The 20,777-nt window shown below is 65.1% G+C and carries 20 protein-coding genes and 1 pseudogene; 8 read left to right on the top strand and 13 right to left on the bottom strand.

Annotated features, from left to right (window positions below):
• Together MOV74_RS10750 and MOV74_RS10745 are read left to right on the top strand one after the other, a co-directional pair.
• Nucleotides 1–805: transporter substrate-binding domain-containing protein (locus MOV74_RS10750; protein WP_246921260.1), on the top strand; the 805-nt coding region annotated here is incomplete at its 5' end.
• Between the two features lie 151 nt (nt 806–956).
• Complete coding sequence (locus MOV74_RS10745; protein WP_246921264.1) at nt 957–2,600, top strand: lysine--tRNA ligase; 1,644 nt, start codon at nt 957–959, stop codon at nt 2,598–2,600.
• Nucleotides 2,601–2,702: 102 nt separating this feature from the next.
• Here the strand turns inward: MOV74_RS10745 and MOV74_RS10740 are convergent, their stop codons facing one another.
• Both MOV74_RS10740 and MOV74_RS10735 read right to left on the bottom strand, forming a co-directional pair.
• Nucleotides 2,703–3,455 carry a carbonic anhydrase gene (locus MOV74_RS10740; RefSeq protein ID WP_246921258.1) on the bottom strand — a complete coding sequence of 251 codons (753 nt, stop codon included), beginning with the start codon at nt 3,453–3,455 and terminating at the stop codon, nt 2,703–2,705.
• Nucleotides 3,456–3,553: 98 nt separating this feature from the next.
• Nucleotides 3,554–4,165: a TetR/AcrR family transcriptional regulator gene (locus tag MOV74_RS10735; RefSeq protein WP_246921253.1), complete on the bottom strand. Its 612-nt coding sequence runs from the start codon at nt 4,163–4,165 to the stop codon at nt 3,554–3,556.
• A gap of 93 nt (nt 4,166–4,258) precedes the next feature.
• On the opposite strand from MOV74_RS10735, the gene MOV74_RS10730 reads away from it, so the two are divergent.
• Both MOV74_RS10730 and MOV74_RS10725 read left to right on the top strand, forming a co-directional pair.
• Complete coding sequence (locus tag MOV74_RS10730; RefSeq protein ID WP_246921249.1) at nt 4,259–4,717, top strand: ester cyclase; 459 nt, start codon at nt 4,259–4,261, stop codon at nt 4,715–4,717.
• Nucleotides 4,718–4,761: 44 nt separating this feature from the next.
• Entirely contained in the window at nt 4,762–5,253 is a 492-nt protein-coding gene (locus tag MOV74_RS10725) for a DUF3237 domain-containing protein (protein ID WP_246921246.1), read from the top strand.
• Between the two features lie 51 nt (nt 5,254–5,304).
• Here the strand turns inward: MOV74_RS10725 and MOV74_RS10720 are convergent, their stop codons facing one another.
• Nucleotides 5,305–5,958 (bottom strand): helix-turn-helix transcriptional regulator, encoded by a 654-nt coding sequence (locus MOV74_RS10720; RefSeq protein ID WP_246921242.1) that lies wholly within the window; start codon nt 5,956–5,958, stop codon nt 5,305–5,307.
• A gap of 293 nt (nt 5,959–6,251) precedes the next feature.
• Here MOV74_RS10720 and MOV74_RS10715 point away from each other — a divergent pair, with 293 nt between their 5' ends.
• Together MOV74_RS10715 and MOV74_RS10710 are read left to right on the top strand one after the other, a co-directional pair.
• The gene (locus MOV74_RS10715; protein WP_246921239.1) at nt 6,252–6,596 is read left to right on the top strand and encodes a DUF952 domain-containing protein; all 345 of its coding nucleotides are present in this window, start codon (nt 6,252–6,254) and stop codon (nt 6,594–6,596) included.
• Nucleotides 6,593–7,690 carry a quinone-dependent dihydroorotate dehydrogenase gene (locus tag MOV74_RS10710; RefSeq protein ID WP_246921236.1) on the top strand — a complete coding sequence of 366 codons (1,098 nt, stop codon included), beginning with the start codon at nt 6,593–6,595 and terminating at the stop codon, nt 7,688–7,690. The genes MOV74_RS10715 and MOV74_RS10710 overlap by 4 nt, the downstream gene beginning before the upstream one ends.
• Before the next feature lie 28 nt (nt 7,691–7,718).
• Here the strand turns inward: MOV74_RS10710 and MOV74_RS10705 are convergent, their stop codons facing one another.
• The 5 genes from MOV74_RS10705 to MOV74_RS10685 all read right to left on the bottom strand — a co-directional run bounded on the left by MOV74_RS10705 (nt 7,719) and on the right by MOV74_RS10685 (nt 13,223).
• Nucleotides 7,719–9,041, bottom strand: a complete 1,323-nt coding sequence (locus tag MOV74_RS10705) for an MATE family efflux transporter (protein WP_246921234.1) — start codon at nt 9,039–9,041, stop codon at nt 7,719–7,721.
• Nucleotides 9,042–9,043: 2 nt separating this feature from the next.
• On the bottom strand, nt 9,044–9,778 hold the full coding sequence (locus MOV74_RS10700) for an MBL fold metallo-hydrolase (protein WP_246921233.1): 735 nt from the start codon (nt 9,776–9,778) through the stop codon (nt 9,044–9,046).
• Between the two features lie 22 nt (nt 9,779–9,800).
• Entirely contained in the window at nt 9,801–10,106 is a 306-nt protein-coding gene (locus MOV74_RS10695; protein ID WP_246921231.1) for a DUF6460 domain-containing protein, read from the bottom strand.
• Between the two features lie 205 nt (nt 10,107–10,311).
• The gene (locus tag MOV74_RS10690) at nt 10,312–12,189 is read right to left on the bottom strand and encodes an ATP-dependent DNA ligase (RefSeq protein WP_246921229.1); all 1,878 of its coding nucleotides are present in this window, start codon (nt 12,187–12,189) and stop codon (nt 10,312–10,314) included.
• Nucleotides 12,186–13,223 (bottom strand): ligase-associated DNA damage response exonuclease, encoded by a 1,038-nt coding sequence (locus tag MOV74_RS10685; RefSeq protein ID WP_246921262.1) that lies wholly within the window; start codon nt 13,221–13,223, stop codon nt 12,186–12,188. The genes MOV74_RS10690 and MOV74_RS10685 overlap by 4 nt, the downstream gene beginning before the upstream one ends.
• A gap of 132 nt (nt 13,224–13,355) precedes the next feature.
• Here MOV74_RS10685 and MOV74_RS10680 point away from each other — a divergent pair, with 132 nt between their 5' ends.
• Nucleotides 13,356–14,282: a class I SAM-dependent methyltransferase gene (locus tag MOV74_RS10680; RefSeq protein ID WP_246921227.1), complete on the top strand. Its 927-nt coding sequence runs from the start codon at nt 13,356–13,358 to the stop codon at nt 14,280–14,282.
• A gap of 116 nt (nt 14,283–14,398) precedes the next feature.
• Nucleotides 14,399–15,628, top strand: a complete 1,230-nt coding sequence (locus MOV74_RS10675; RefSeq protein ID WP_246921225.1) for an ABC transporter substrate-binding protein — start codon at nt 14,399–14,401, stop codon at nt 15,626–15,628.
• Nucleotides 15,629–15,832: 204 nt separating this feature from the next.
• Here MOV74_RS10675 and MOV74_RS10670 read toward each other — a convergent pair whose 3' ends face one another.
• The 5 genes and pseudogenes from MOV74_RS10670 to MOV74_RS10650 all read right to left on the bottom strand — a co-directional run bounded on the left by MOV74_RS10670 (nt 15,833) and on the right by MOV74_RS10650 (nt 20,631).
• On the bottom strand, nt 15,833–16,684 hold the full coding sequence (locus MOV74_RS10670; protein WP_246921223.1) for an amidohydrolase: 852 nt from the start codon (nt 16,682–16,684) through the stop codon (nt 15,833–15,835).
• 3 nt (nt 16,685–16,687) lie between these two features.
• Nucleotides 16,688–17,665: an aldo/keto reductase gene (locus MOV74_RS10665; RefSeq protein ID WP_246921220.1), complete on the bottom strand. Its 978-nt coding sequence runs from the start codon at nt 17,663–17,665 to the stop codon at nt 16,688–16,690.
• Nucleotides 17,666–17,765: 100 nt separating this feature from the next.
• Nucleotides 17,766–18,697: pseudogene (locus MOV74_RS10660) on the bottom strand (sugar-binding protein).
• A gap of 93 nt (nt 18,698–18,790) precedes the next feature.
• Nucleotides 18,791–19,873: an ABC transporter permease gene (locus MOV74_RS10655; RefSeq protein ID WP_246921217.1), complete on the bottom strand. Its 1,083-nt coding sequence runs from the start codon at nt 19,871–19,873 to the stop codon at nt 18,791–18,793.
• Nucleotides 19,873–20,631, bottom strand: a complete 759-nt coding sequence (locus tag MOV74_RS10650; protein ID WP_246921214.1) for an ATP-binding cassette domain-containing protein — start codon at nt 20,629–20,631, stop codon at nt 19,873–19,875. The genes MOV74_RS10655 and MOV74_RS10650 overlap by 1 nt, the downstream gene beginning before the upstream one ends.
• Nucleotides 20,632–20,777: the final 146 nt, after the last annotated feature.

Raw genomic sequence — 20,777 nt, 5'->3', positions numbered from 1 at the left:
GGCACCTCAGGCCACGCCGCAGGTCGCGCCCCAGGCTGCCCCGCAGGCCGTACCCGGCTTCTGGGATCCGCGCCGGCGACCGGAACGGCCGGACCTGTCGCGTCTGACCGTGATCCGCTTCCTGACCGAGACCGACTATCCGCCGTTCAACTACACCGGCGCCGACGGCAACCCGGCCGGCTTCAACGTCGATCTCGCCCGCAGCCTGTGCGAGGAGATCAAGGTCACTTGCACGGTGCAGATGCGCCGCTTCGAGACGCTGGTCGATGCGCTCTCCTCCAACCGCGGCGATGCCATCATCGCCTCGATGGCGGTGAGCCCGCAGCTACGCGCCCGAGTCGACTTCACCGATCCCTACTACCGGGTGCCGGCGCGCTTCGCCTCGCGCAAGGACGCGGTGATGCCGGAGATCCGGCCCGAATATCTCGAGGGCAAGAAGGTCGGCGTCATCGCCGGCTCCGCGCACGAGGCTTATCTCAAGGCCATGTTCACCGACGCCGAGCTGCATCCCTATCCCAACGACGACGCGATGCGCGCCGCCTTGCGCAAGGGCGAGGTCGATTTCATCTTCGGCGACGCCATCTCGCTTGCGTTCTGGATCAACGGCACCGATTCCGGCGATTGCTGCGCCTTCTCCGGCGGCCCCTTCGTCGAGAGCCGCTTCTTCGGCGAAGGCATCGGGATCGCCGTGCGCAAGGGCAACGACGTGCTGCGGCAGGCCCTGAACTGGGCGCTGTTCCGCGTCTGGGAAAAAGGCCGCTACACCGATCTGTGGCTGCGGTATTTTTCGGTGAGCCCGTTCTAACCATCGATCGTCATTCCGGGGCGCGAAGCGCGAACCCGGAATCTCGAGATTCCGGGTTCGATGCTGGCGCATCGCCCCGGAATGACGATCGAGACGATTTTTGCATTCTGCCCGGAAATCGCTATTTTCCGCGGCCCGGAGGCCCTTCTTGATGTCCGTTATCGATCCCAGCATGAGCCCGAGCGATCTGCGTGCGCTCGCCGAACAATCCAACGCATGGCCGTTCGAGCAGGCGAAGGCCATTGTCGCGCGGCTGAAGAAGAGCCCGAAGGACGAGGTGCTGTTCGAGACCGGCTACGGGCCGTCGGGCCTGCCGCATATCGGCACGTTCGGCGAGGTCGCGCGCACCTCGATGGTGCGGCACGCGTTCCGCGTGCTGACCGAGGACAAGATCAAGACACGCCTGCTCGCCTTCTCCGACGACATGGACGGGTTTCGGAAGGTGCCCGACAACGTGCCCAACAAGGAGATGCTGGCCGCGCATCTCGGCAAGCCGCTGACGCGGGTGCCGGATCCGTTCTCCAACGAATATCCGTCGTTCGGCGCGCACAACAATGCGCGGCTGCGCGCCTTCCTCGATCATTTTGGCTTCGACTACGAGTTCGCGAGCTCGACCGACTATTACACATCAGGCCGCTTCGACGCGACGCTGCTGAAGATGCTGGCCGCCTACGACAAGGTGATGGCGATCATCCTGCCGACGCTCGGTCCCGATCGCCGCGCCACCTATTCGCCGTTCCTCCCCATCAGCAAGGCCACCGGAATCGTGCTGCAGGTGCCGATGATCCGCCGCGACGTCGCGGCCGGCACGGTGACCTACGTCGACCCCGATACGAACCAGGAAGTCGAAACGCCCGTCACCGGGGGTAATGTGAAGTGCCAATGGAAGGCCGACTGGGCGATGCGCTGGGTCGCGCTCGGCGTCGACTACGAGATGGCCGGCAAGGACCTGATTGATTCCGTGAAGCTGTCCGGCGCCATCGCGAAGGCGCTCGGCGCCACGCCGCCCGAAGGTTTCAACTACGAGCTCTTCCTCGACGAGAAGGGCCAGAAGATCTCGAAGTCAAAGGGCAACGGCCTCACCATCGACGAATGGCTGCGCTACGCCTCGCCGGAATCGCTGTCGCTGTTCATGTATCGCGAGCCGAAGGCGGCCAAGCGGCTGTATTTCGACGTCATCCCGCGCAACGTCGACGACTATCAGCAGTTCATCGACGGCTTCGCCAGGCAGGACGGCAAGCAGCAGCTCGGCAATCCGGTCTGGCACATCCACACCGGCCATCCGCCGAAGTTCGATATGCCGGTCACCTTCCAGCTTCTGCTGACACTGGTGTCGTCGTCGAACGCGGAAAATGCCGAGACGCTGTGGGGTTTCATCGGCCGCTATCGCCCGGGCGTGAGCCCGCAGACGCATCCGAAGCTGGATGCGATGGTCGGCTATGCCATCAATTACTACCGAGACTTCGTCGCGCCGACGAAGCAGTTCCGCGTGCCGACCGACACCGAGCGTGCCGCGTTGCAGGATCTGCGCGATGCGCTGTCACAGCTTGCGCAAGAGGCTTCGGCCGAGGATATCCAGAACGTCGTCTACGAGATCGGTCGCCGCGAACCGTTCCTCGATCAGGTCAAGAAGGGCAAGGACGGCCGTCCCGGCGTCACGCTGGACTGGTTCAACATGCTCTACCAGGTCCTGCTCGGCCAGGAGAAGGGGCCGCGCTTCGGCTCCTTCGTCGCGGTGTACGGCGTGCAGAACGCGGTAAACATGATCGATGGCGCGCTGGCGCGGAGTGCATAAACCAGCAGAAATGCGTAGCCCGGATGAGCGAAGCGATATCCGGGATGCCTCAACAGAGATCCCGGATGTCGCTTCGCTCATCCGAGCTACGAGACTTCCCGCTCAGATCGATCTTAGCACGTAACGCCGGTTATCCTTCTGCACCGGGCGCGCGTTCATCGGATAGAGCTTTGCGAAGGCGGCGATATCCGTGGCCGAGACCTGAATCGGGTCGGTCAGCAGCAGCCATTCGACCACCTCCGAGCAGGGCGGCGTCGTCAGCGAGCCGGGATAGCGGAAATAGCTGAGCCGCTGCGGCAGCATGGCGTGGGGATCGATGCCCGCATCCGCCTTCACCGCGGGCCCTTCCGCCGCCGGCATGGTCTTGACGATCTTGCCGAAGGCCGCGTTAGGCCTGCCCTCGGCCATCAGCACGCCGACCACGGCGAGGCCGCCGGCCTCGTTGCGATGAACGAAATGCGCCTCCATCGGAAAATTCTTGCCGCCGATCATGTGCTCGCTCGGCCGGTGGAAGTGCACCTGAAGCAGCTTGTACTGGACGTTGCCCAGCATGAGCGTGCTGCCCTCGGCGAAGTTCAGCTGGATCGTATGCCCGTTGTTGACGATGGTGTCGGCGCTCTTGCCCCAGTTCAACTTCAGCGCAGGCAATTGCGACTTGACGGTCGCCTCGATGTCGATCGGCGATTGCTGCAGGCCGACCGCGCAGGCCTTGTTGGCCGCGTCGAGATCGCCCCATTTGGCCGGAGCACCGGCGCCCTCATAGCTCCAATGCACACCCTCGGCGGCGAAGGCCGGCTTGCAGAGCGGACAAAGCGCAAGACCCGCCAGGGCCTTCAATGCGTGACGGCGATTCATCGTATTCCCCTAAGATAAAGCTGGAGCGGTAATATCGGCCGCAACCTATGCGAGAGGGCCGGTGAGTCGCAATGGCGACCGGGGGCGATCGCGAGGGTTCACGCCTTCTGGCGGAATGTCTCCAGCACGGCCGCGACGATCTTCTGTCCGTTTCTGCGCAGCTTCCTGGAATCGTCCGCGTGCGGGAGCAGCAGCCCGATCTTGCAGATCATGGCGTCGATCATCCGGCTCAGCAGATCGACATCGTCCGCGTTCAATTCGCCATCGCGCTTCAGGGCTCGCAGCGTCGCGATCAGCAGGGCGGTCGGATAGGTCTCCTCTATCTCGCGATAGCGCGGCTCGCCGAGCACGGCTTGCGCTTCCTGGATGACGATGCGCGCATAGTCCGGCTCTTCGCAGGCATCGAGATAGGCGTCGATGCCGGCGCTGAGACGATCCCAGATCTTGCGCTCGCCCCTTGCCGCGGCCTCGATTCTGGCGGCGGCCTCGCGCTGCATGGCGACCACCACGGCGTCGAACAGCGCCTTCTTGTCCTCGAAGTGATGGTAGAACGCGCCGCGCGTGACCCGCGCCGCCCGCGAGATCGCCTCCATGCCGGCCGCCTGAAATCCGTGGACCGCAAACGCTTCGCGGCCGGCATCGAGCAGCGCCTGCCTCGTGGCCTCGCTGTACTCTTCCCGACGACTCTTCGGAGGATCCTTCGCCCGCATCGCGCGTAACCTAATGCTTGACGCGCAGGTATCAAACCGCATATAACATACATTATGTATGTATCAAACACGTAGAATGTCATGAGGCGAGCCATGGACGGCAAACGCATGTTCGAGCTGGCGGAAAGGCTGGCGATCGCGAAGAGCCGGCAGGATGTCGCTGCGGCCCTGGAGGTTCTGCATCCGGATATGGTGCTGGAGACGCCGGCCTTCGGCAGCCGGGTGCGGGGCCTCGCGGACAACGAGCGCATCCTGACGCGCTTCTTCAAGTCCTTCCCGGACTATCACGTGACGCTCGATGGCCACGCCTGCTCCGACGGCACGCTGGTCTGCTGGGGCTCCGCGCGGATGACGATGACGGGCGATCGCTTCGGCGTCGTGCCGAACGGCCGCCGGGCCGAGCTGCCGGTGTTCATCACCTTTGCCTTTCGTGACGACAGAATCGCGCATGAGCGCTTCGTCTTCGATCTCTCCGAGCTCTGCGCCCAATCCGGCGTCTCGATCGATGCGGTCAGGCGCAAGCTGTTTGGCGACACCGTGCAGGCGGCCTAGACCGCCCACACCCTTCCGTCCACGACACCAGGGAGCGTCAGACCATGGCCGATCCACGCGTGAAGTCCGCCGGTGACCTTGCGACCCGGCATCTCTTCGACATCGTCGTCGATCTCGATCCGCGCCTCAATTTCGGCGCGGGGCCTGTCGGGCAGCGCGTGCTGTTCGGCGCAGCCAAGGGCTCGTTCGAAGGCCCGCGCTTGCGCGGCGAGGTGCTGCGGGGCGGCGGCGACTGGGCATTGTTTCGCGCCGACGGCGCCATGACACTCGATGTCCGCCTGTCGCTGCGCACTCATGACGGCGAACTGATCTACATGACCTATGGCGGCCGCTGGGTGACGCCGCCGGGTTTGCGCGCCGAGATGGCGGATCCGGCGCGACGCACCAAGGTCGATCCCGCCGGATATTACTTCCGCACTAATCCGCTGTTCGAAACCGGCTCGCAAACCTATGCCTGGCTCAACGACATCGTCTGCGTCGGCAAGGGCTATCTCGTCGAAGGCGCCGTCGCCTATAAGATTTTCGAAGTGCTGTGAAGCCGCCTGTCGGTTCAAACGGGAGCCCCGTGACCGTAACTATCTCCGCAATCACTGGCTCGCCCAGACGATCCGCGCCATCCAGGCGACCTCGCTCACCGAGATTGTCCGTGTCACTTGCGACGCATCGAGCGGCAAAAGCTCCAGTGCCTTCGCGGTGCGGCGCTTCAGCGTCGCGATCGTCACCTCGTCCGTCCTCGTCTTCACCACGACGCGATCGCCCTTGCGGATCGGCGTGCCGGGCGAGACCAGAATGATGTCGCCGTCGCGATAGGCAGGCTGGAGCGCATCGCCGGAAATCTCCAGCGCAAAGGCGTGGCCGTCCTCGGCGGTGGGAAGCGCGATTTCGGTCCAGCCCTTACCGGCGGGAAGGCCGGACTCGTCGAAAGCGCCGCTCGCGCCGGCCAGCGCGAAGCGGAGCAGCGGTACCGAGCGACCGTCGCGAGCCTCATCGTCGATCAACCTCGCAAAACTGTCGATCGAGGCGCCGGCCGCCGCCAGCGCCTTTGCGATCGATTCGGTCGAGGGCCAGCGCTCGCGGCCGTCAGAGGTGACGCGCTTCGACCTGTTGAAAGTGGTGGGATCGAGCCCGGCGCGCTTGGCAAGGCCGGATGGCGACAGACCGGCGCGCTCCGCCAGCCGATCCAGCGCGACCCAGATCTGGTCGTGAGTCAGCATCCTCTGCGCTTTGGCCTGTCTGACCATGGAAGGTCCAGCCCGTCGCAACTCAGGAAAACTGTCCTCAAATCAACCGGTTTTCCGGTTTTCGCGCAAGAGGCGGCGGGAGAGGCGCTTTCAACCAAGACGGACACCGGTTCGTGTCCAGAAACCGCGTCAAAACAGAAATTTGGAGCCTCGTTCCGATTTCATCGGAACGGAATAGGCTCTAAGCCTTGAGTTCGGAAGGGGCGGCCTTTACGGTCGCGCCCGGGTTTCGAAGACCCACGAGAGACGAAAAAACCCAAAAGACTCAAAGAGCAAACAGGGCTGCGGTAGCGGTGGTCAAGATCTACAAAATCTGTCCGGCCTCGGCCTGGCGCGAGGCGGAACGGCAGGGTGTCTACCGGGGCAGCGCGGACGATGCGCGCGACGGGTTCATCCATTTTTCGACCGCGGCCCAGGTTCCCGAGACCCTCCGCAAGCACTATTTCGGCCAGCGCGCGCTGTTCCTGGTCGAGGTCGACGGCGACGCGCTCGGCAGCGAATTGCGCTGGGAACGTTCGCGCAATGAGGAGCTGTTTCCACATCTCTATGGCGAGCTCGATCTCGGCGCGGTGCTGTCGGTGATGAACCTCAACATACGCTCCGACGGCGGCCACGACACTCCGGAGCTGTTGCCGTGATCCGCGCTTTCGACGCCTTTTCGCTGCCGGTGCTGCGCTGGCTCGATCCGGAAGACGCGCATCGCCTCGCGATCCAGGGCCTGCGCTTCCTGCCGCCGGTCAAGCCACGCACTGATGATCCCAAGCTCGCGATGCGCGCCTTCGGGCTCAACTTTCCCAATCCGATCGGCATGGCCGCGGGCTTCGACAAGAGCGCCGAGGTGCCGGACGCGTTGCTGCGGCTCGGCTTCGGCTTCGTCGAGATCGGCTCGGTGACGCCGAAGCCGCAAGTTGGCAATCCGCGGCCGCGGCTGTTCCGGCTCGAGCGCGACGAAGCGATCATCAACCGCATGGGTTTCAACAATGACGGCGCGGATGTCGCGTTGCGCCGGCTCGCCGCGCGCGCGCAGCACGGCGGCATCGTCGGCGTCAATGTCGGCGCCAACAAGGATTCGCCGGACCGGGTCGCCGACTACGTCAAGCTGATCGAGACCTTTGCGCCGGTCGCGAGCTATTTCACCGTCAATGTCTCCTCGCCGAACACGCCCGGCCTGCGCAATCTGCAGGAAGGCGCGCTGCTCGACGATCTCCTCGCGCGCGTGATCGATGCCCGCGAGCGGGTGCGCCAGAAGGCCGGCGACACGCCGGTGCTGCTCAAGATCGCGCCTGATTTGAGTCTTGCCCAGCTCGACGACGTCGTGCAGGTCGCGCGCTCGCGCCGGGTCGACGGCATGATCGTGTCGAACACCACGATCGCGCGGCCGAGCACGCTGCGGGAGGAAATGCGCGCCAAGGAGCAAGGCGGCTTGTCCGGCCGGCCGCTGTTCCGCCTGTCAACGCGGATGGTCGCGGAGACCTATGTGCGTGTCGAGGGTGCATTCCCGCTGATCGGCGTCGGCGGCGTGGATTCCGGCGGTGCCGCGCTGACGAAGATCCGCGCCGGCGCCAGCCTGATCCAGCTCTATTCGTCGCTGGTCTACAAGGGCCTCGGTCTCGTCGACGAGATCAAGCGCGACCTCACCTCGACGCTGCTCCGCACCGGCCGGGATTCCCTGTCCGAGATCGTCGGCGCCGATGCTGCGACACTCACGGCCGAAGACTGGCCCGGGATGTAGTTCTTCGCCTCTCCCCGCTCGCGGTCTTCTATGCTTTCGAGAACGTCGCCCTGAACTGCGTCGGATAGCGTGCGGCCTGCAGGCCGCCGCGCGAGAGGTAGGAGGCCATCAGCGCGCACCACAGTCCGGCATTGCCGAGCGATTGCAGCGCCCACCAGGCGGCGAGGAAGATCAGCAGCGAAGCCAGCATCAGATTGCGCATCTCGCGCGCCCAGGTCGCGCCGATATAGATGCCGTCGAAGCCGAAGGCGAACACGCCGGGGATCGGCGCGAGCACGACGAACGGCAGGAATTCGCGCGCGGCGCGGCGGACCTCGTCACTCGCCGTCATGAAATCGATCAGGCGCGGCCCGAACAGCGCGAACAGCCCCGACACCACCAGCGCGAAGCCGAGCCCCCACAGCAGCACCAGCCGGGTCGAATCCGCAAAGCCTTTTGCGTCGCGCGCGCCAACGGCGCGACCGCAGAGCTGCTGCGCCGCGTTGGCGAGACCGTCGAGGAAGAAAGCGCTGATCAGCAGGAAGTTGTTGAGCACGGAGTTGGCCGCCAGCGTGACGTCGCCGGCCTGCGCGCCCTTGGCGGTGAAGAACAGGAACACGGCGATCAGCGCCGCAGTGCGGATCAGGATGTCGGTGTTCACCGCCAGCAACCGCAACAGCTTCTGCCGGTCGAGCAGCGTCGCATACGGCACGCCGAAGCCGTCGGCATAATGGCGGCAAACGATCACGCCGAGAGCGAACCCGACCGCTTCCGACAACAGCGCGGCGATCGCGGCACCGGCGATGCCGGTGTCGTAGACCAGCACCAGCAGGATCGTCGCCGCCATGTTGACGAGGTTGATGACGACCTGAAGCATCAAGGCCGAATTGGCGCGGGCCTGGCCGATCAGCCAGCCGAGGATGACGTAATTGGCGAGCGCGAACGGCGACGACCAGATCCGGACCTTGAAGTAGGTCTTCGCGGCCCATGTCACACCCTCGCTACCGCCCATGAAATCGAACAGCAATGCGGCCAGCGGCAGTTGCAGCACGATCAGCGCCGCGCCGATTAGGCCGGCGACTATGAAACCGCGCGCCAGGATCGCGGTCGGCTCACGCGTGTCACCCGCGCCCAGCGATTGCGCGGTGAAGGCGAGCGTGCTCATCCGCAGGAAGCCGAACAGCCAGAACAGGCAGTCGAAGATCACCGAGGCCATCGCGACGCCGCCGAGCAGCGCGGCATCGTCGAGACGGCCGATCGCCGTGGTCGAGACGATGCCGATCAGCGGCGTGGTCAGGTTCGCGACCATCGCGGGACCTGCGATGGCGAACACTTCACGTGTGCCGACTTTGGGATGGACGGGCGCGTGCACGGTCAGAACACGACGACCATGCCGTCCTCGGCCGCCATATGGGGCAGAGCTTCGAGGCACGACAGCATGTCGTCGCTCATATGGGTGAGGACGAGCCGCTTGGTGCCGATCGCGGGCAGATGCTGCTCCAAGGTCTTCAGGCTGAGATGGTTCTTGACCACCTTCTCGTACATATAGGCTTCGGCGATGAAAAGGTCGGTGCCGTGCGCCAGCGGAATGAGCGTGTCCGTCCATTCGGTATCGGCGCTGTAGGCGAGCGTGCGGCCCTCGGCCTCAATGCGGTAGGCGAGGAAGGGACCACCGGATTCGCCGTGCACCACCGGATAGGGCGTCACTCTCACCGCGCCGAAGGTTTTGCTTTGCTCGGGCGCGAGCTCCACGACCTCGAGCTCGAAACGCCGTTTGGTCTTCGAGGAATGCTCGAACAGCGCCTCCATCACCTGGTTAAGCCGTGTCTCGATGCCTTGCGGTCCCGCGATGGTCAGCGGCCGCGTCCGCCGCGAAAATTGGGCGTCGAGCAGGACAAACGGCAACCCGCCGAAATGGTCGCCGTGGAAATGCGTGATCAGGATCAGATCAATCTCGTTGCGATCGATCTCGAGCCGCTTCAGCGCCGGCAGGGCCGACGCGCCGCAATCGATCAGGAAGTTGGCTTCGCGCCCCGAGACGTGGAAGCAGGTGTTGAGCCTGCCGCCGGAGCCAAAGGCGTCGCCGCAGCCGACAAAGCGTAGTTGCATCGGCTGCGTAACTCCTTGCCGGTCAGCGGCCGCGCGGCGCGCCGAACACGCGCGAGAGCAGCCAGATCGGGATCACGATGACCGCGCCGAGCAGGAAGTAGCGCCACAGCCAGTTGATAGTATCGAAGCCGAGATCCCACAGACGCTGGAACAGCAGGCGGATGCTGGTGAGGATGTTCCAGGGATCGAAGCCGATCGTCGCCAGCACGACGCCGACCAGGATCGAGAGCAGGACCAGGCGAAACGCGACCGCCAGCGGCGAGCCGCCGAGAAAGCGGTTCAGCCCGTCGTTGCGGCCGGCCGGCAAATCTCTGACGTCTTGGACCATCTCAAACTCCTCAGGGGATTCGACCCCATTATAGGGCACGGCGAGGGACATGGGGAACCCGGATCGGTGCGTCAATCGGGTTACGGGAGTTTAATTCGGGCAGGCGCGCCGGGCTTTGATTTGGGCAAGCTGCCGGCCGCGGGCTCCCTCACCTCTCCCGCAAGCGGGAGAGGTAGCGCACCGCCACCGAGGCGAGATCGATACCTCACACCTCCACCTCAGCCGGCTCCGCCTTCAGCATCCGCTCCAGCGTCTCCAACCTGTCCGCCTCCTTGGGCGGCTTGTCCCAGCGCAGGCGGCTGATGCGGGGAAAGCGCATGGCGACTCCGGACTTGTGCCGCGGCGAGCGCTGCAAGCCCTCGAACGCCACCTCCAGCACCAGACCCTGGTCCGGCTCGTGCACGACATGGCGAACGGGGCCGAATTTCTCCGTGGTGTTGCGGCGGACGAAGCGATCGATCTGGAGCAGCTCCTCGTCGGTGAAGCCGAAATAGGCCTTGCCGACCGGCACCAGCTCGTCGCCGCCCTCGCCCGCGGTCCAGACGCCGAAAGTGTAATCAGAATAATAGGACGAGCGCTTGCCGTGACCGCGCTGCGCATACATCAGCACGGCATCGATGATGTGCGGATCGCGCTTCCACTTCCACCACTGCCCCTTCGGCCGCCCTGGAAGATAGGGCGCATCGCGCCGCTTCAGCATCACGCCCTCGACGGCGTCCGCATCCTCACCAGCGCCTGCGCTTGCCGGATCGGCGCGGGCGGCGGTGAGCGCCTCCCAGCTCGTGAAAGGCACGGTGGGCGACAGATCGATGCGGGGATCGCCGAGCGTCCCAATGAAGGTCTCCAGCCGCTCGCGCCGCTCCGCGAACGGCAGCTCGCGCAGATCGTTCTCGTCATCGCCGAGCAAATCATAGGCGCGCAGATGGATCGGAAACCCCTTGATCAGCTTCGGCGAGACGACCTTGCGGTTGAGCCGCTGTTGCAGGACGTTGAAGCTCTGCACGCGGCCCTCACGCAGGATCAAGAGCTCGCCGTCGATCGCACCCGGCAGGCGCAGCGACGGCACGAGGTCGGGAAAGCTTCCCGTGATGTCCTCGCCGGTGCGCGAATAGAGCCGCGCCGTGACGTGGCCGTGCTCGTCCCGCCCGGCCACCGCCTGCACCCGGATGCCGTCCCATTTCCATTCGGCGATGTAGTCGGCGGGATCGAGCGCGGCAAAATCCGTGTCCTCGATCGCATGCGCCAACATCACGGGCCGGAACGGCGCGGGATCGCGATTGACCGGCTTCTCGGCGCGGCCTTCCAGCCAGGCGAACAGGTCGAGATAAGGCGGCGCAAGCCCCGGCCAGATCAGCTCGACCTCATGCGGGTCCTTGTCGCCGAGCGCGGCCGCCGCGGTTTTTGCCAGCCGCGCCGAGATGCCGATACGCAGCGCGCCAGTGACGAGCTTCAGCAGTGCCCAGCGGCCGGTCTCATCGAGCTCGTCGAGCCAGCGCTCGAGCTGCTTGGGCAGCTCGGTCTTGCCGAGCGTCCGCAGCGTGGTGACGACCTCGCTGAGCGATGGGGGCGGCGGGTTGTTGTGGTTGCTCGGATAGGCCGCATCGCCGGCATCTCGCCCTCGGTACCCCCCTCCCTGCCCCTCCCCCACAAGGGGGGAGGGAACGGAGAGGTCCATGCGTCCATCACTCGCCAGATCACTCTCAGTCGTCGAACCCGCCTGTCGCCGCGCGCGCAACTGCGCTCCCTCCCCCCTTGTGGGGGAGGGTTGGGGAGAGGGGTAGCCCGGAAAAGATTCGTCGATACTTGCGCGACGCCGCGGCCACATCAGCGCCACCGTCTCCGAGAGATCGCCGACATAGTCGTAGGACAGTCCGAACAGCACCTCATCCGTGCGCGACGCAATGAGATCGCGGATCAGCGCCGGCTTGGCATGCTTGAAGCTGAGCGCGCCGGTGAGCGCGGCCAGCGCGTAGCCGCGGTCGGGATCGCCGACCTCACGAAAATAGCCGGTGATCAGCCGCAGCTTGTTGTTGCGGCCGGGTTCATAAGCGAGGCGGTCCAGAAGTTCGGCGAAGCGGTTCATGCTTCGGCCTCGTCAGCGATCGGCGTCTCGCTCTCCTCCTCGTCGCCATAACCGACGAGATCGAGCGGCTGCGCTTTCAGGCCTTTGCTTCGGCACCAATGCACCAGCGCGTCTTCCTGGCCGTGCGTGACCCAGATCTCGCCCGCGCCGGTCGCACCGATGGTGGCGGTGAGACCATCCCAATCGGCGTGGTCGGAGATCACCAGCGGCAGCTCGATGCCCCTCTGCCGCGCCCGGGCGCGCACGCGCATCCATCCCGAGGCGAACGCGGTGACGGGGTCGGGAAAGCGCCGCGTCCAGAGATCTGATGTCGCTGAGGGAGGTGCCAGCGTGATGGTGCCGGCGAGCGCGGCCTTCTTGACGCCCTTCACCGGCCTGAGCTCGCCGAGCGCTATGCCGCGGCTCTGGTAATATCCGGTGATCTTCTCCATCGCGCCATGCAGATAGATCGGCGCCTCATAGCCGGCCTGGCGCAGCAGCGCGATCACGCGCTGCGCCTTGCCGAGCGAATAGGCGCCGACGAGATGCGCGCGCTCGGGAAACAACGCGACGGAGGCGAGCAGCTTCTTGACCTCATCGGCCGCGTCGCCATGCCGGAACACCGGCAGGCCGAAGGTGGCCTCGGTGATGAAGACGTCGCAGGGCACCAGCTCGAATGGCGTGCAGGTCGGGTCCGGCGCGTCCTTGTAGTCGCCGGAGGCGACGATGCAGGTATCCTTGCAGGTCACGGCGACCTGCGCCGACCCAAGCACGTGGCCGGCCGGGTGAAATTTCACGCGGACGTCGCCGAGCCGGATCTCCTCACCGTAGCGGATGGTTTGCGTCGATCCGGCAAAGTCCTCGCCATAGCGCAGCCGCATCATGTCCAGCGTTTCCTGCGTCGCCAGCACCGCGCCGTGGCCGGCACGGGCATGGTCGGAATGGCCGTGGGTGATCACGGCCCGCTCCACGGGCCGGACAGGATCGATATGGAAGCCGCCGGGCTTGCAGCACAGGCCGGCAGCAACTGGCAGCAGGATGTCTTGGGGACGCATCGTGGTCATATAGGAAGGAGCCATTCCAAATTAAGCCGTCATGCGCGGGCTTGACCCGCGCATCCATCCACTTAAACAGTGCCTTTTTTGATGGATTGCCGGGTCAAGCTCGGCAATGACAACTGGTTCCCAATGCCCCTGCGCCTATTCCAGTCCTCCGGCGATCTCATGGCCGACCGCCGCTTCGAGTTCGCGCGCGACCTCCAGCTCAAGGGCGATCTGCCCGCAGCCGCGGACCTCCTGGAGCAGGCGCTCGAGCTCGCGCCTGACTTCACATCGGCCTGGTTCACGCTTGGCGAAATCCGTCAGCAGCTCGGCGAGCGCGCCAAGGCGATCGCGGCGTTTCGAGAGGCGCGTCGATCCGACCCTGGCGATCAGCACGGCGCCGGCCTGCATCTGATGCGGCTCGGCGATGCAGAGATGGCGGAGATGCCCAAGGCCTATGTGGAGGCACTGTTCGACCAATACGCGCCGCGCTTCGAGCATACGCTGATCAACGATCTCGGCTACCGCGCGCCCAGCCTGATCTTCAAGGCGGTGGTGGCCGCACGGGTCGCCGCCAGGAAGCCGGCTTACTTCAAGCGCACCATCGACCTCGGCTGCGGCACCGGCCTTGCGGCAGCCGCGTTTGCCAAGCAGGTCGACCATTTCATCGGCATCGATCTGTCGCCCGGCATGATCAAGCAGGCGCGCGCCACCAACCTCTATGCCGAGCTCGAAGTCGCCGACATGATCGAAGGCCTGCGGGCCAAGGCAGAAATCAGCGCGAACCTCGTCGTCGCCGCAGATGCGTTCGTCTATCTTTCCGATCTGGCGCCGGTCCTCAACGAAGCCAGGCGCGTGCTCGTATCAGGCGGCGTCCTCGCCTTCACGGTGGAGACGTTCGACGGCAGCGGCGTCGTTCTCGGCGAAGGCCTGCGTTATGCCCACTCGGCGGAATATGTGCGCGGCGCCCTCGCCAAAGCGGGTCTGAAGCTGTTGACGCTGGAGCCCGCCTCGCCGCGCATCGAGAACAACGAGCCCGTGCGCGGCCTCGTCGTCGTCGCCGAGAAAACTTGAGTCTAGGCGCTAGTCGCCCTACAGTTTAAGCGTCATTGCGTCGCAAAGTTGCGACTTCCCACTTGCGACGTACTGGTCGGAGCCAGCACAATGAGCGCACCAGGGAGAAACAAATAATGACAAAGAATCCATCGCGGCGCGATTTCAGCGCCGCCGCGCTTGCCACCATCGCCGCATCCACCTTGCCCGCGCCCTACGTCTGGGCCGCGGACAAGAAATATGATGCGGGCGCCAGCGACACCGAGATCAAGATCGGGCAGACCGTGCCGCATTCCGGCCCCGGCTCGCTCTACGGCGTGCTCGGCCGCATCGGCGAGGCCTATTTCCAGATGCTGAACGAGAAGGGCGGCATCAACGGGCGCAAGGTCAAGTTTCTCACCATGGACGATGCCTACAGCGCGCCGAAATGCGTCGAGGCGACGCGGCGCCTGGTCGAGCAGGAAGAGGTGCTCGCGCTGTACGGCTCGCTCGGCACCGCGCCCCAGACCGCCGTGCACAAGTACCTGAACTCCAAGGGCGTGCCGCAACTGCTGCTCAACACCGGCGCGTCGAAGTGGAACAACCCGAAAGAGTTCAAATGGACGATGGCGGGCCTGCCGCTCTATCCGACCGAAGCGCGCATTCTCGCGCGGCACGTCGTGAGCGTGAAGCCGAACGCGAAGATCGGCATTCTCTATCAGAATGACGATTTCGGCCGCGACTTCCTGGGGCCGTTCAAGAAGGTGCTGGCCGATGCCGGCGGTACCGCGCAGGTGATCATGGAGCAAACCTATGATCTCACCGAGCCGACCGTCGATTCCCAGCTCATCAATCTCTCCAAGTCGGGCGCCGACGTCTTCTACAACATCTCCACCGGCAAGGCCTCGTCGCAGTCGATCCGTAAAGTGGCCGAGCTCGGCTGGAAGCCGCTGCAGCTTCTCTCCGCCGGCTCGACCGGCCGCTCGATCCTCAATGCCGCGGGGCTCGAGAACGCCACCGGCATCGTCGCGATCCGCTACAACAAAGAGGTCGGCCTGCCGAAATGGGAGAAAGACCCGGACGTGATGGCGTTCGAGGAGTTGCGCAAGAAATACACGCCGGCGATCGACCCCGACAACACCATCGCCTTCGCCGGCTACGGCCAGGCCGTCAGCATGGGCGAGATTCTGCGCCGCTGCGGCGACGATCTCACCCGCGCCAACGTGCTGAAGCAGGCCTCGAACCTCAAAGGCTTCCACTCGCCCTACTTCCTCGACGGCGTAACCTACGACTACACGCCCGAGGACTACACGCCGATGAAGACGCTGTTCATCTCCACCTTCAGCGGCAAGGACTGGGATATTTCCGACAAGCCGATGTCGGAATAGGGCTAGGGCTTCTCGCCACCTGCCCGCTGTGTGTGCTCCCTCTCCCGCTTGCGGGAGACGGTCGGGGAGAGGGTGTCTCCGCGCTGGGGACAATCCCCTAGAGGAGAAAGCCCTCACCCGGCGCGCGGGACCATGCTTCGCATCGCCCGGACGCGCCGACCTCTCCCGCAAGCGGGAGAGGTCAACAACCCGCAGCGGAGCGCTTTAGGTCGCGATCGCCAGCCGATACGCCCGCGCCGCATTCACACCAAAAGCGTTGTCCCGCAACTGCGGGCCAAGCTTCGCCAGGCAGGCCTCCAGCGCGCTCTTGATCTCGCCGTAGCTTCCCGCAAGCAGGCACACCGGCCAGTCCGAGCCGAAGATCAGCCTGTCCTCGCCAAAACAATTTGCGACGTGCGCAACGAACGGGAACAGCCGTTCCGCATCCCAGTCGTTCCAGACCGCCTCGGTCGCGAGCCCTGAGATCTTGCACCAGACATTGTCGCACATCCCGAGCGCTTTGATGCGATCGGACCATTCGGCGCTGCCGCCGTCGGCGATCGGCGGCTTGGCCGCATGGTCGAGCACGAAGCGAGCTTGCGGAAAGGCCTGTGCGGTTGCGATGGCGGCGGGCAGCTCGCGGGTGCGGACCAGGAAATCGTAGGCGAGATCATGCGCGAACACAGCGGTGAGACCGCGCTGGACGTCCTCGCGCAGCAACCAATCGGGATCGGCCTCGTCATGCACCTGGTGGCGGATGCCGACGAGCTTTTCCCCGCCCGGCAGGCCGCGCAGCCGGTCGAGCGTGTCGTCGAGCGCGCCGTCGGTCAGGTCTGCCCAGCCGACGACGCCAATCACTGACGGCGTGGCATGCGCGATGCGCAAAAACTCCTCGGTCTCCTCCAGCGCGGAGCGGCATTGCACGACGATGCTGGCGTCGATGCTATTCGCCTTCAGCAGCGGCGCGAGGTCGGCCGGACTGAACGCGCGGCGGATCGGCGTCAGTTCGGGCGCGTCCATCCAGGGATAGTCGGCGCGCGCAGGATCCCAGAAATGTTGATGGGCGTCGATGATCATGGCTTACGCCCCACCCGGCAGCGGCGCGCGCGCATCGACGAGGTTTCGCGCACGCAGCTCCTGCCAGAAGGCCGCCGGCACCGCCGTCTCCGACATTGCGATGTTGTCGGCGACCTCGCCGGCATTGCGCGCGCCCATCACCGCGACCGTCACCGCGGGATGAGCCATGCAGAACTGGAGCGCGGCGGCTTTCAGCTCGGTGCCATGCTTGCGGCAGAGCGCGTCGAGCTCCAGCGCCCGCGCAACCAGCGACGCATCGGCGTCCTGATAGTTGAACTTCGCGCTCGTGTGCGGATTGGCCAGGATGCCGCTGTTGTAGATGCCCCCGAGCAGAATGCCGATGCTCTTGGCCGTACAGACCGGAAACAGCGCATCCAGCGCGCCCTGGTCGAGCAACGTGTAGCGACCGGCGAGCAGGAAGCAGTCGACCGGCACGGCCTCGGCAAAACGCGTCAACATCTCCGACTGGTTCATGCCGGCGCCGATCGCCTTAACGGTCCCGTCTTCTCGCAGCCGCTGCAGCGCGCGGAAGGCGCCGGTGACGGCCTCGTCATAGTGATCGTCGGGATCGTGCACCAAGAGGACGTCGACGCGGTCGAGCCCGAGGCGAGCGAGGCTTTCCTCCACCGAGCGCATCACGCCGTCATAACTGAAATCGAACACTGGGCGCTCGAGGGATGTGCCTTTGTAGTGCTCGTCCTCGGCAGCGCCACCATGGGGGGCGCGCAGCAGGCGGCCGACCTTGGTCGAGATGGCATAGGAGTCGCGCTTCTGTTGCCGCAGGAAGGCGCCGAGACGCCGTTCCGCGAGGCCAAAGCCATAGAGCGGCGCGGTATCGAAGAGACGCACCCCGAGCGACCAGGCACGCGCGATCGTCGCGTCCGCATCGGCATCGCTGACCGGGCTGAACAATCCGCCGAGCGGGGCGGAACCGAGACCGATTGAGGTGACGTCGAGCGAGCCGAGCCGCGACCGTTTCATTCCCATTGCCTTCCAATTCCAACGATACAAATATCATCTCCCCCGCTCGCGGAAACCGCAAGCGGGGGAGGCACGCAGGAGCGCGGGGCTGGCAGCGCTCCTACTTTAACATCTGCGCGACGTTGTCCTTTGTCACGAGATCGAGGCCGGTGTAGACGATCTCGGGCACCTTCTCGCCCTTCTTGATGGCAAGCAGCGTGTCCATCGCTTTTTCACCCATCTCGAACGGACGCTGGCCGACCAATGCATTGGCATAGCCGTCGCGCAGCAGCTCGAGCTGCATCTTCAGCGTATCGGCGACGACAAGCGTGAACTTGCCGGCATCGATGTCCTTCTTGTTCCTGGAGGCAAAGGCCTTGAAGCCCTCCGGGGCGAACATCGGCCAGCCGCCGATGGGAACGATCGCGGCGAGATCAGGCGTTGCGGTGCGCATATCCGTCATCTGCTGCACCGCGAGCGCGGGATCGTCGTTGCAGAATGTTGGTGAGCCCGCAACCTCGGTCCATTTCGAGCCCTTCAACGCTCGCGCACGCCATCGACCCGCTCGGCGAGGTTCTTGGCGCCGGGGCCGCCCGAGACCATGGCGTATTTACCGCCGTCGGGCCGCATCTTCAGCAATTCCTTGCCGAGCGCGACGCCGAACTCCTTGTTGTTGGTGCCGATATAGGCGATCCGCTTGGAGCCGGGCGCATCGGCATCGAAGGTGATGACGGGGATGCCGGCGGCCGTCGCCGCCTCGATCGACTTGGTCATGGCCGCGACGTCGGCGACCGAAATGGCGAGACCATCGACCTTCTGGGTGACGAAGTCCTGGATGATCTGGGCCTGCGTCGCCGGCTCGTGCTCGACCGGTCCCTTATAGATGCACTCGATGTTGCCGAGCTCCTTGGCGCGCTTCAGGCAGCCGTCGCGCGCAAAATCGAAGAACGGATTGTTCATCGCCTTGGGCACGATCACGAAGCGGTAGTTCGCGGCGAATGCCGGCGTCGCCATCATCGCCACCGCGATACCGGCAAGAAGCAGTTTCCTCATTGTCTCCTCCACCCTTGTTTGGTGCCCGTCCTCTCGAAACGCCCGGGAAGCGGACAGGCAGTGTTATCGTTGTCTTCCCGAAGCGACGTCATTTCAGGTCATCCGCGAGCGGATGCGGTCGACCAGCACGGCCAGGATGATGATCACGCCCACCAACGTCTGCTGCCAGTAGGAGGAGACCTGCGCCAGCACGAGACCGTTGCGGATCACTTCCAGCAGCACGCAGCCGACGATGGCCCCGAGCGGGCCGCCGATGCCGCCGGCGAGATTTGCGCCGCCGATCACCGCCGCCGCGATCACGTTGAGCTCGTAGGACGTCGCCATATTGGCCGGCGCCGACCCCAGCCAGCCGGAGATGATGATGCCCTGCAGGCCTGCGGCGAGCGCGCAGATCACATACACCTCGATCTTTACCCGCACGACCGGGATGCCGGTGAGTTCGGCCGCCTTCTCGTTGCCGCCGAGCGCGAAGACGTGGCGCCCGAACGAGGTATGGTGCAGCACCACGGCCATCGCCAGCGCGAGGATCACCAGATAAATGAAAGGCACGGGCAGGCCGAGCACGTCACCCGAGGTGAGCGCGTAGAAGCGATCGGCATCGGGCCCGCCGGGAAAGCTGCCACGGCCGTTGGAGACGACATAGCCGAGCCCGCGCACGATCGAGAGCATGCCGAGCGTGGTGACGAAGGGCGACAGGCCGAGCACCGCGATGCAGAAGCCGTTGACGAGCCCGGCGATCAGCGCGACGCCGAGCCCGGCGAGGATGGAGACCAGCAGAATCAGGCCGGGCACGTTGGCCAGCACCGTCTTGCCGTCGGCCGCCATGTGCACGAACAAGGCGCCGGCGGGCGAGCCAGGCGCCGACAGCTCGGTCATCACCATCGAGGTGATCATGGCGGAGAAGCACATCATCGATCCCACAGAGAGATCGATGCCGCCGGTGATGATGACGAAGGTGACGCCGAGGGTTGCAATGGCGATGAATGAAAAATTCTTCGCCACGTTCTGTATGTTGCCTTCGGTAAAAAAATACGGGCTGGCGAAATGCATGATCACCAGCAGCACCGCCAGCGCGAGCAGAACGTAACCGGTCTGGGAGGCGAAGATGCCGCGCTGCCACCATCTGATCTTGCCGACATTGGAGAAGGTGATCGGGGATTCCATGGGCATGGCCATCACGCCGCCTCCTTCGCGCCGGTGATGAGAGCGGTGATCTCCTCAGGGGAGGTCTGGTGGATCGCCTTGTCGGCCCGCTTCTCGCCGCGGCGCATGACGACGACACGATCGCACACCGCGAAGACATCGGGCATGCGGTGCGAGATCAACATCACCGCGACGCCCTGCTCCTTCAGCCGGTGAATCAGGCCAAGCACCTGCTCGACCTGGCGCACCGAGATCGCAGCGGTCGGCTCGTCCATCATCACCAGCCGCGCATTGGAGAGCCGCGTCCGCGCGATCGCGACCGCCTGGCGCTGGCCGCCCGACATCTGCTTGACGAGGTCGTCGGGGCGCGTCTCCGAGCGCAGCTCGCCGAACAGCTCCAGCGCGCGCGCCGCCATCGCCTTGTGATCGAGCAGGGCAATGGGGCCGAATTTGCGCTTGAGCTCGCGGCCGAGGAACACGTTGGCCGCCGCCGTGAGATTGTCCGATAGCGCGAGGTCCTGGTAGACGACCTCGATGCCGACGGCGCGGGCATCGATGGGCCGGCTGAAATGGACCGCGTTGCCCGCAAAGCGGATCTCTCCGTGGCTGGGACGGAAATTGCCGGCGATGATCTTGACCAACGTCGACTTGCCCGCACCGTTGTCGCCCATCAGGCCGACCACTTCGCCCGGGAAGACCTGCAGGTCGACGTCATGCAGCGCGCGGATCGCGCCGAACTCCTTGCCGATGCCGGTCAGCTCGAGGACCGGTGTCGCGTCAGCATTTGCCATCAGCGGGCTTCCTCAGACATGACGGTTGACCAGGGATTCCAGATATTCCTGCCGGCCTGAGCGCGGCTGCGGGTCGAACCCGGGCTCGAGCGCGCGGTCGGCAAGATCGGCGAGCGAACGCTGGCCTCCGAGAATGGCGCGGCCCT

Origin of the sequence: Bradyrhizobium sp. SHOUNA76, assembly GCF_023006445.1 — a bacterium.
Lineage (GTDB): Bacteria > Pseudomonadota > Alphaproteobacteria > Rhizobiales > Xanthobacteraceae > Bradyrhizobium.
The sequence above is the reverse complement of the archived record's forward strand: the minus strand, read 5'-3'. Positions and strand labels throughout refer to the sequence as shown.

Bases quoted from the DNA above. Each gene is read 5' to 3' on its own strand.
- MOV74_RS10675 (WP_246921225.1), top strand. From the start codon at position 14,399: ATGACAAAGAATCCATCGCGGCGCGATTTCAGCGCCGCCGCGCTTGCC.
- MOV74_RS10655 (WP_246921217.1), bottom strand. From the start codon at position 19,873: ATGGCCATGCCCATGGAATCCCCGATCACCTTCTCCAATGTCGGCAAG.
- MOV74_RS10665 (WP_246921220.1), bottom strand. From the start codon at position 17,665: ATGAAACGGTCGCGGCTCGGCTCGCTCGACGTCACCTCAATCGGTCTC.
- MOV74_RS10720 (WP_246921242.1), bottom strand. From the start codon at position 5,958: ATGGTCAGACAGGCCAAAGCGCAGAGGATGCTGACTCACGACCAGATC.
- MOV74_RS10740 (WP_246921258.1), bottom strand. From the start codon at position 3,455: ATGAATCGCCGTCACGCATTGAAGGCCCTGGCGGGTCTTGCGCTTTGT.
- MOV74_RS10690 (WP_246921229.1), bottom strand. From the start codon at position 12,189: ATGAACCGCTTCGCCGAACTTCTGGACCGCCTCGCTTATGAACCCGGC.
- MOV74_RS10745 (WP_246921264.1), top strand. From the start codon at position 957: ATGTCCGTTATCGATCCCAGCATGAGCCCGAGCGATCTGCGTGCGCTC.
- MOV74_RS10685 (WP_246921262.1), bottom strand. From the start codon at position 13,223: ATGCGTCCCCAAGACATCCTGCTGCCAGTTGCTGCCGGCCTGTGCTGC.
- MOV74_RS10670 (WP_246921223.1), bottom strand. From the start codon at position 16,684: ATGATCATCGACGCCCATCAACATTTCTGGGATCCTGCGCGCGCCGAC.
- MOV74_RS10650 (WP_246921214.1), bottom strand. From the start codon at position 20,631: ATGGCAAATGCTGACGCGACACCGGTCCTCGAGCTGACCGGCATCGGC.
- MOV74_RS10680 (WP_246921227.1), top strand. From the start codon at position 13,356: ATGCCCCTGCGCCTATTCCAGTCCTCCGGCGATCTCATGGCCGACCGC.
- MOV74_RS10730 (WP_246921249.1), top strand. From the start codon at position 4,259: ATGGACGGCAAACGCATGTTCGAGCTGGCGGAAAGGCTGGCGATCGCG.
- MOV74_RS10725 (WP_246921246.1), top strand. From the start codon at position 4,762: ATGGCCGATCCACGCGTGAAGTCCGCCGGTGACCTTGCGACCCGGCAT.
- MOV74_RS10735 (WP_246921253.1), bottom strand. From the start codon at position 4,165: ATGCGGGCGAAGGATCCTCCGAAGAGTCGTCGGGAAGAGTACAGCGAG.
- MOV74_RS10700 (WP_246921233.1), bottom strand. From the start codon at position 9,778: ATGCAACTACGCTTTGTCGGCTGCGGCGACGCCTTTGGCTCCGGCGGC.
- MOV74_RS10695 (WP_246921231.1), bottom strand. From the start codon at position 10,106: ATGGTCCAAGACGTCAGAGATTTGCCGGCCGGCCGCAACGACGGGCTG.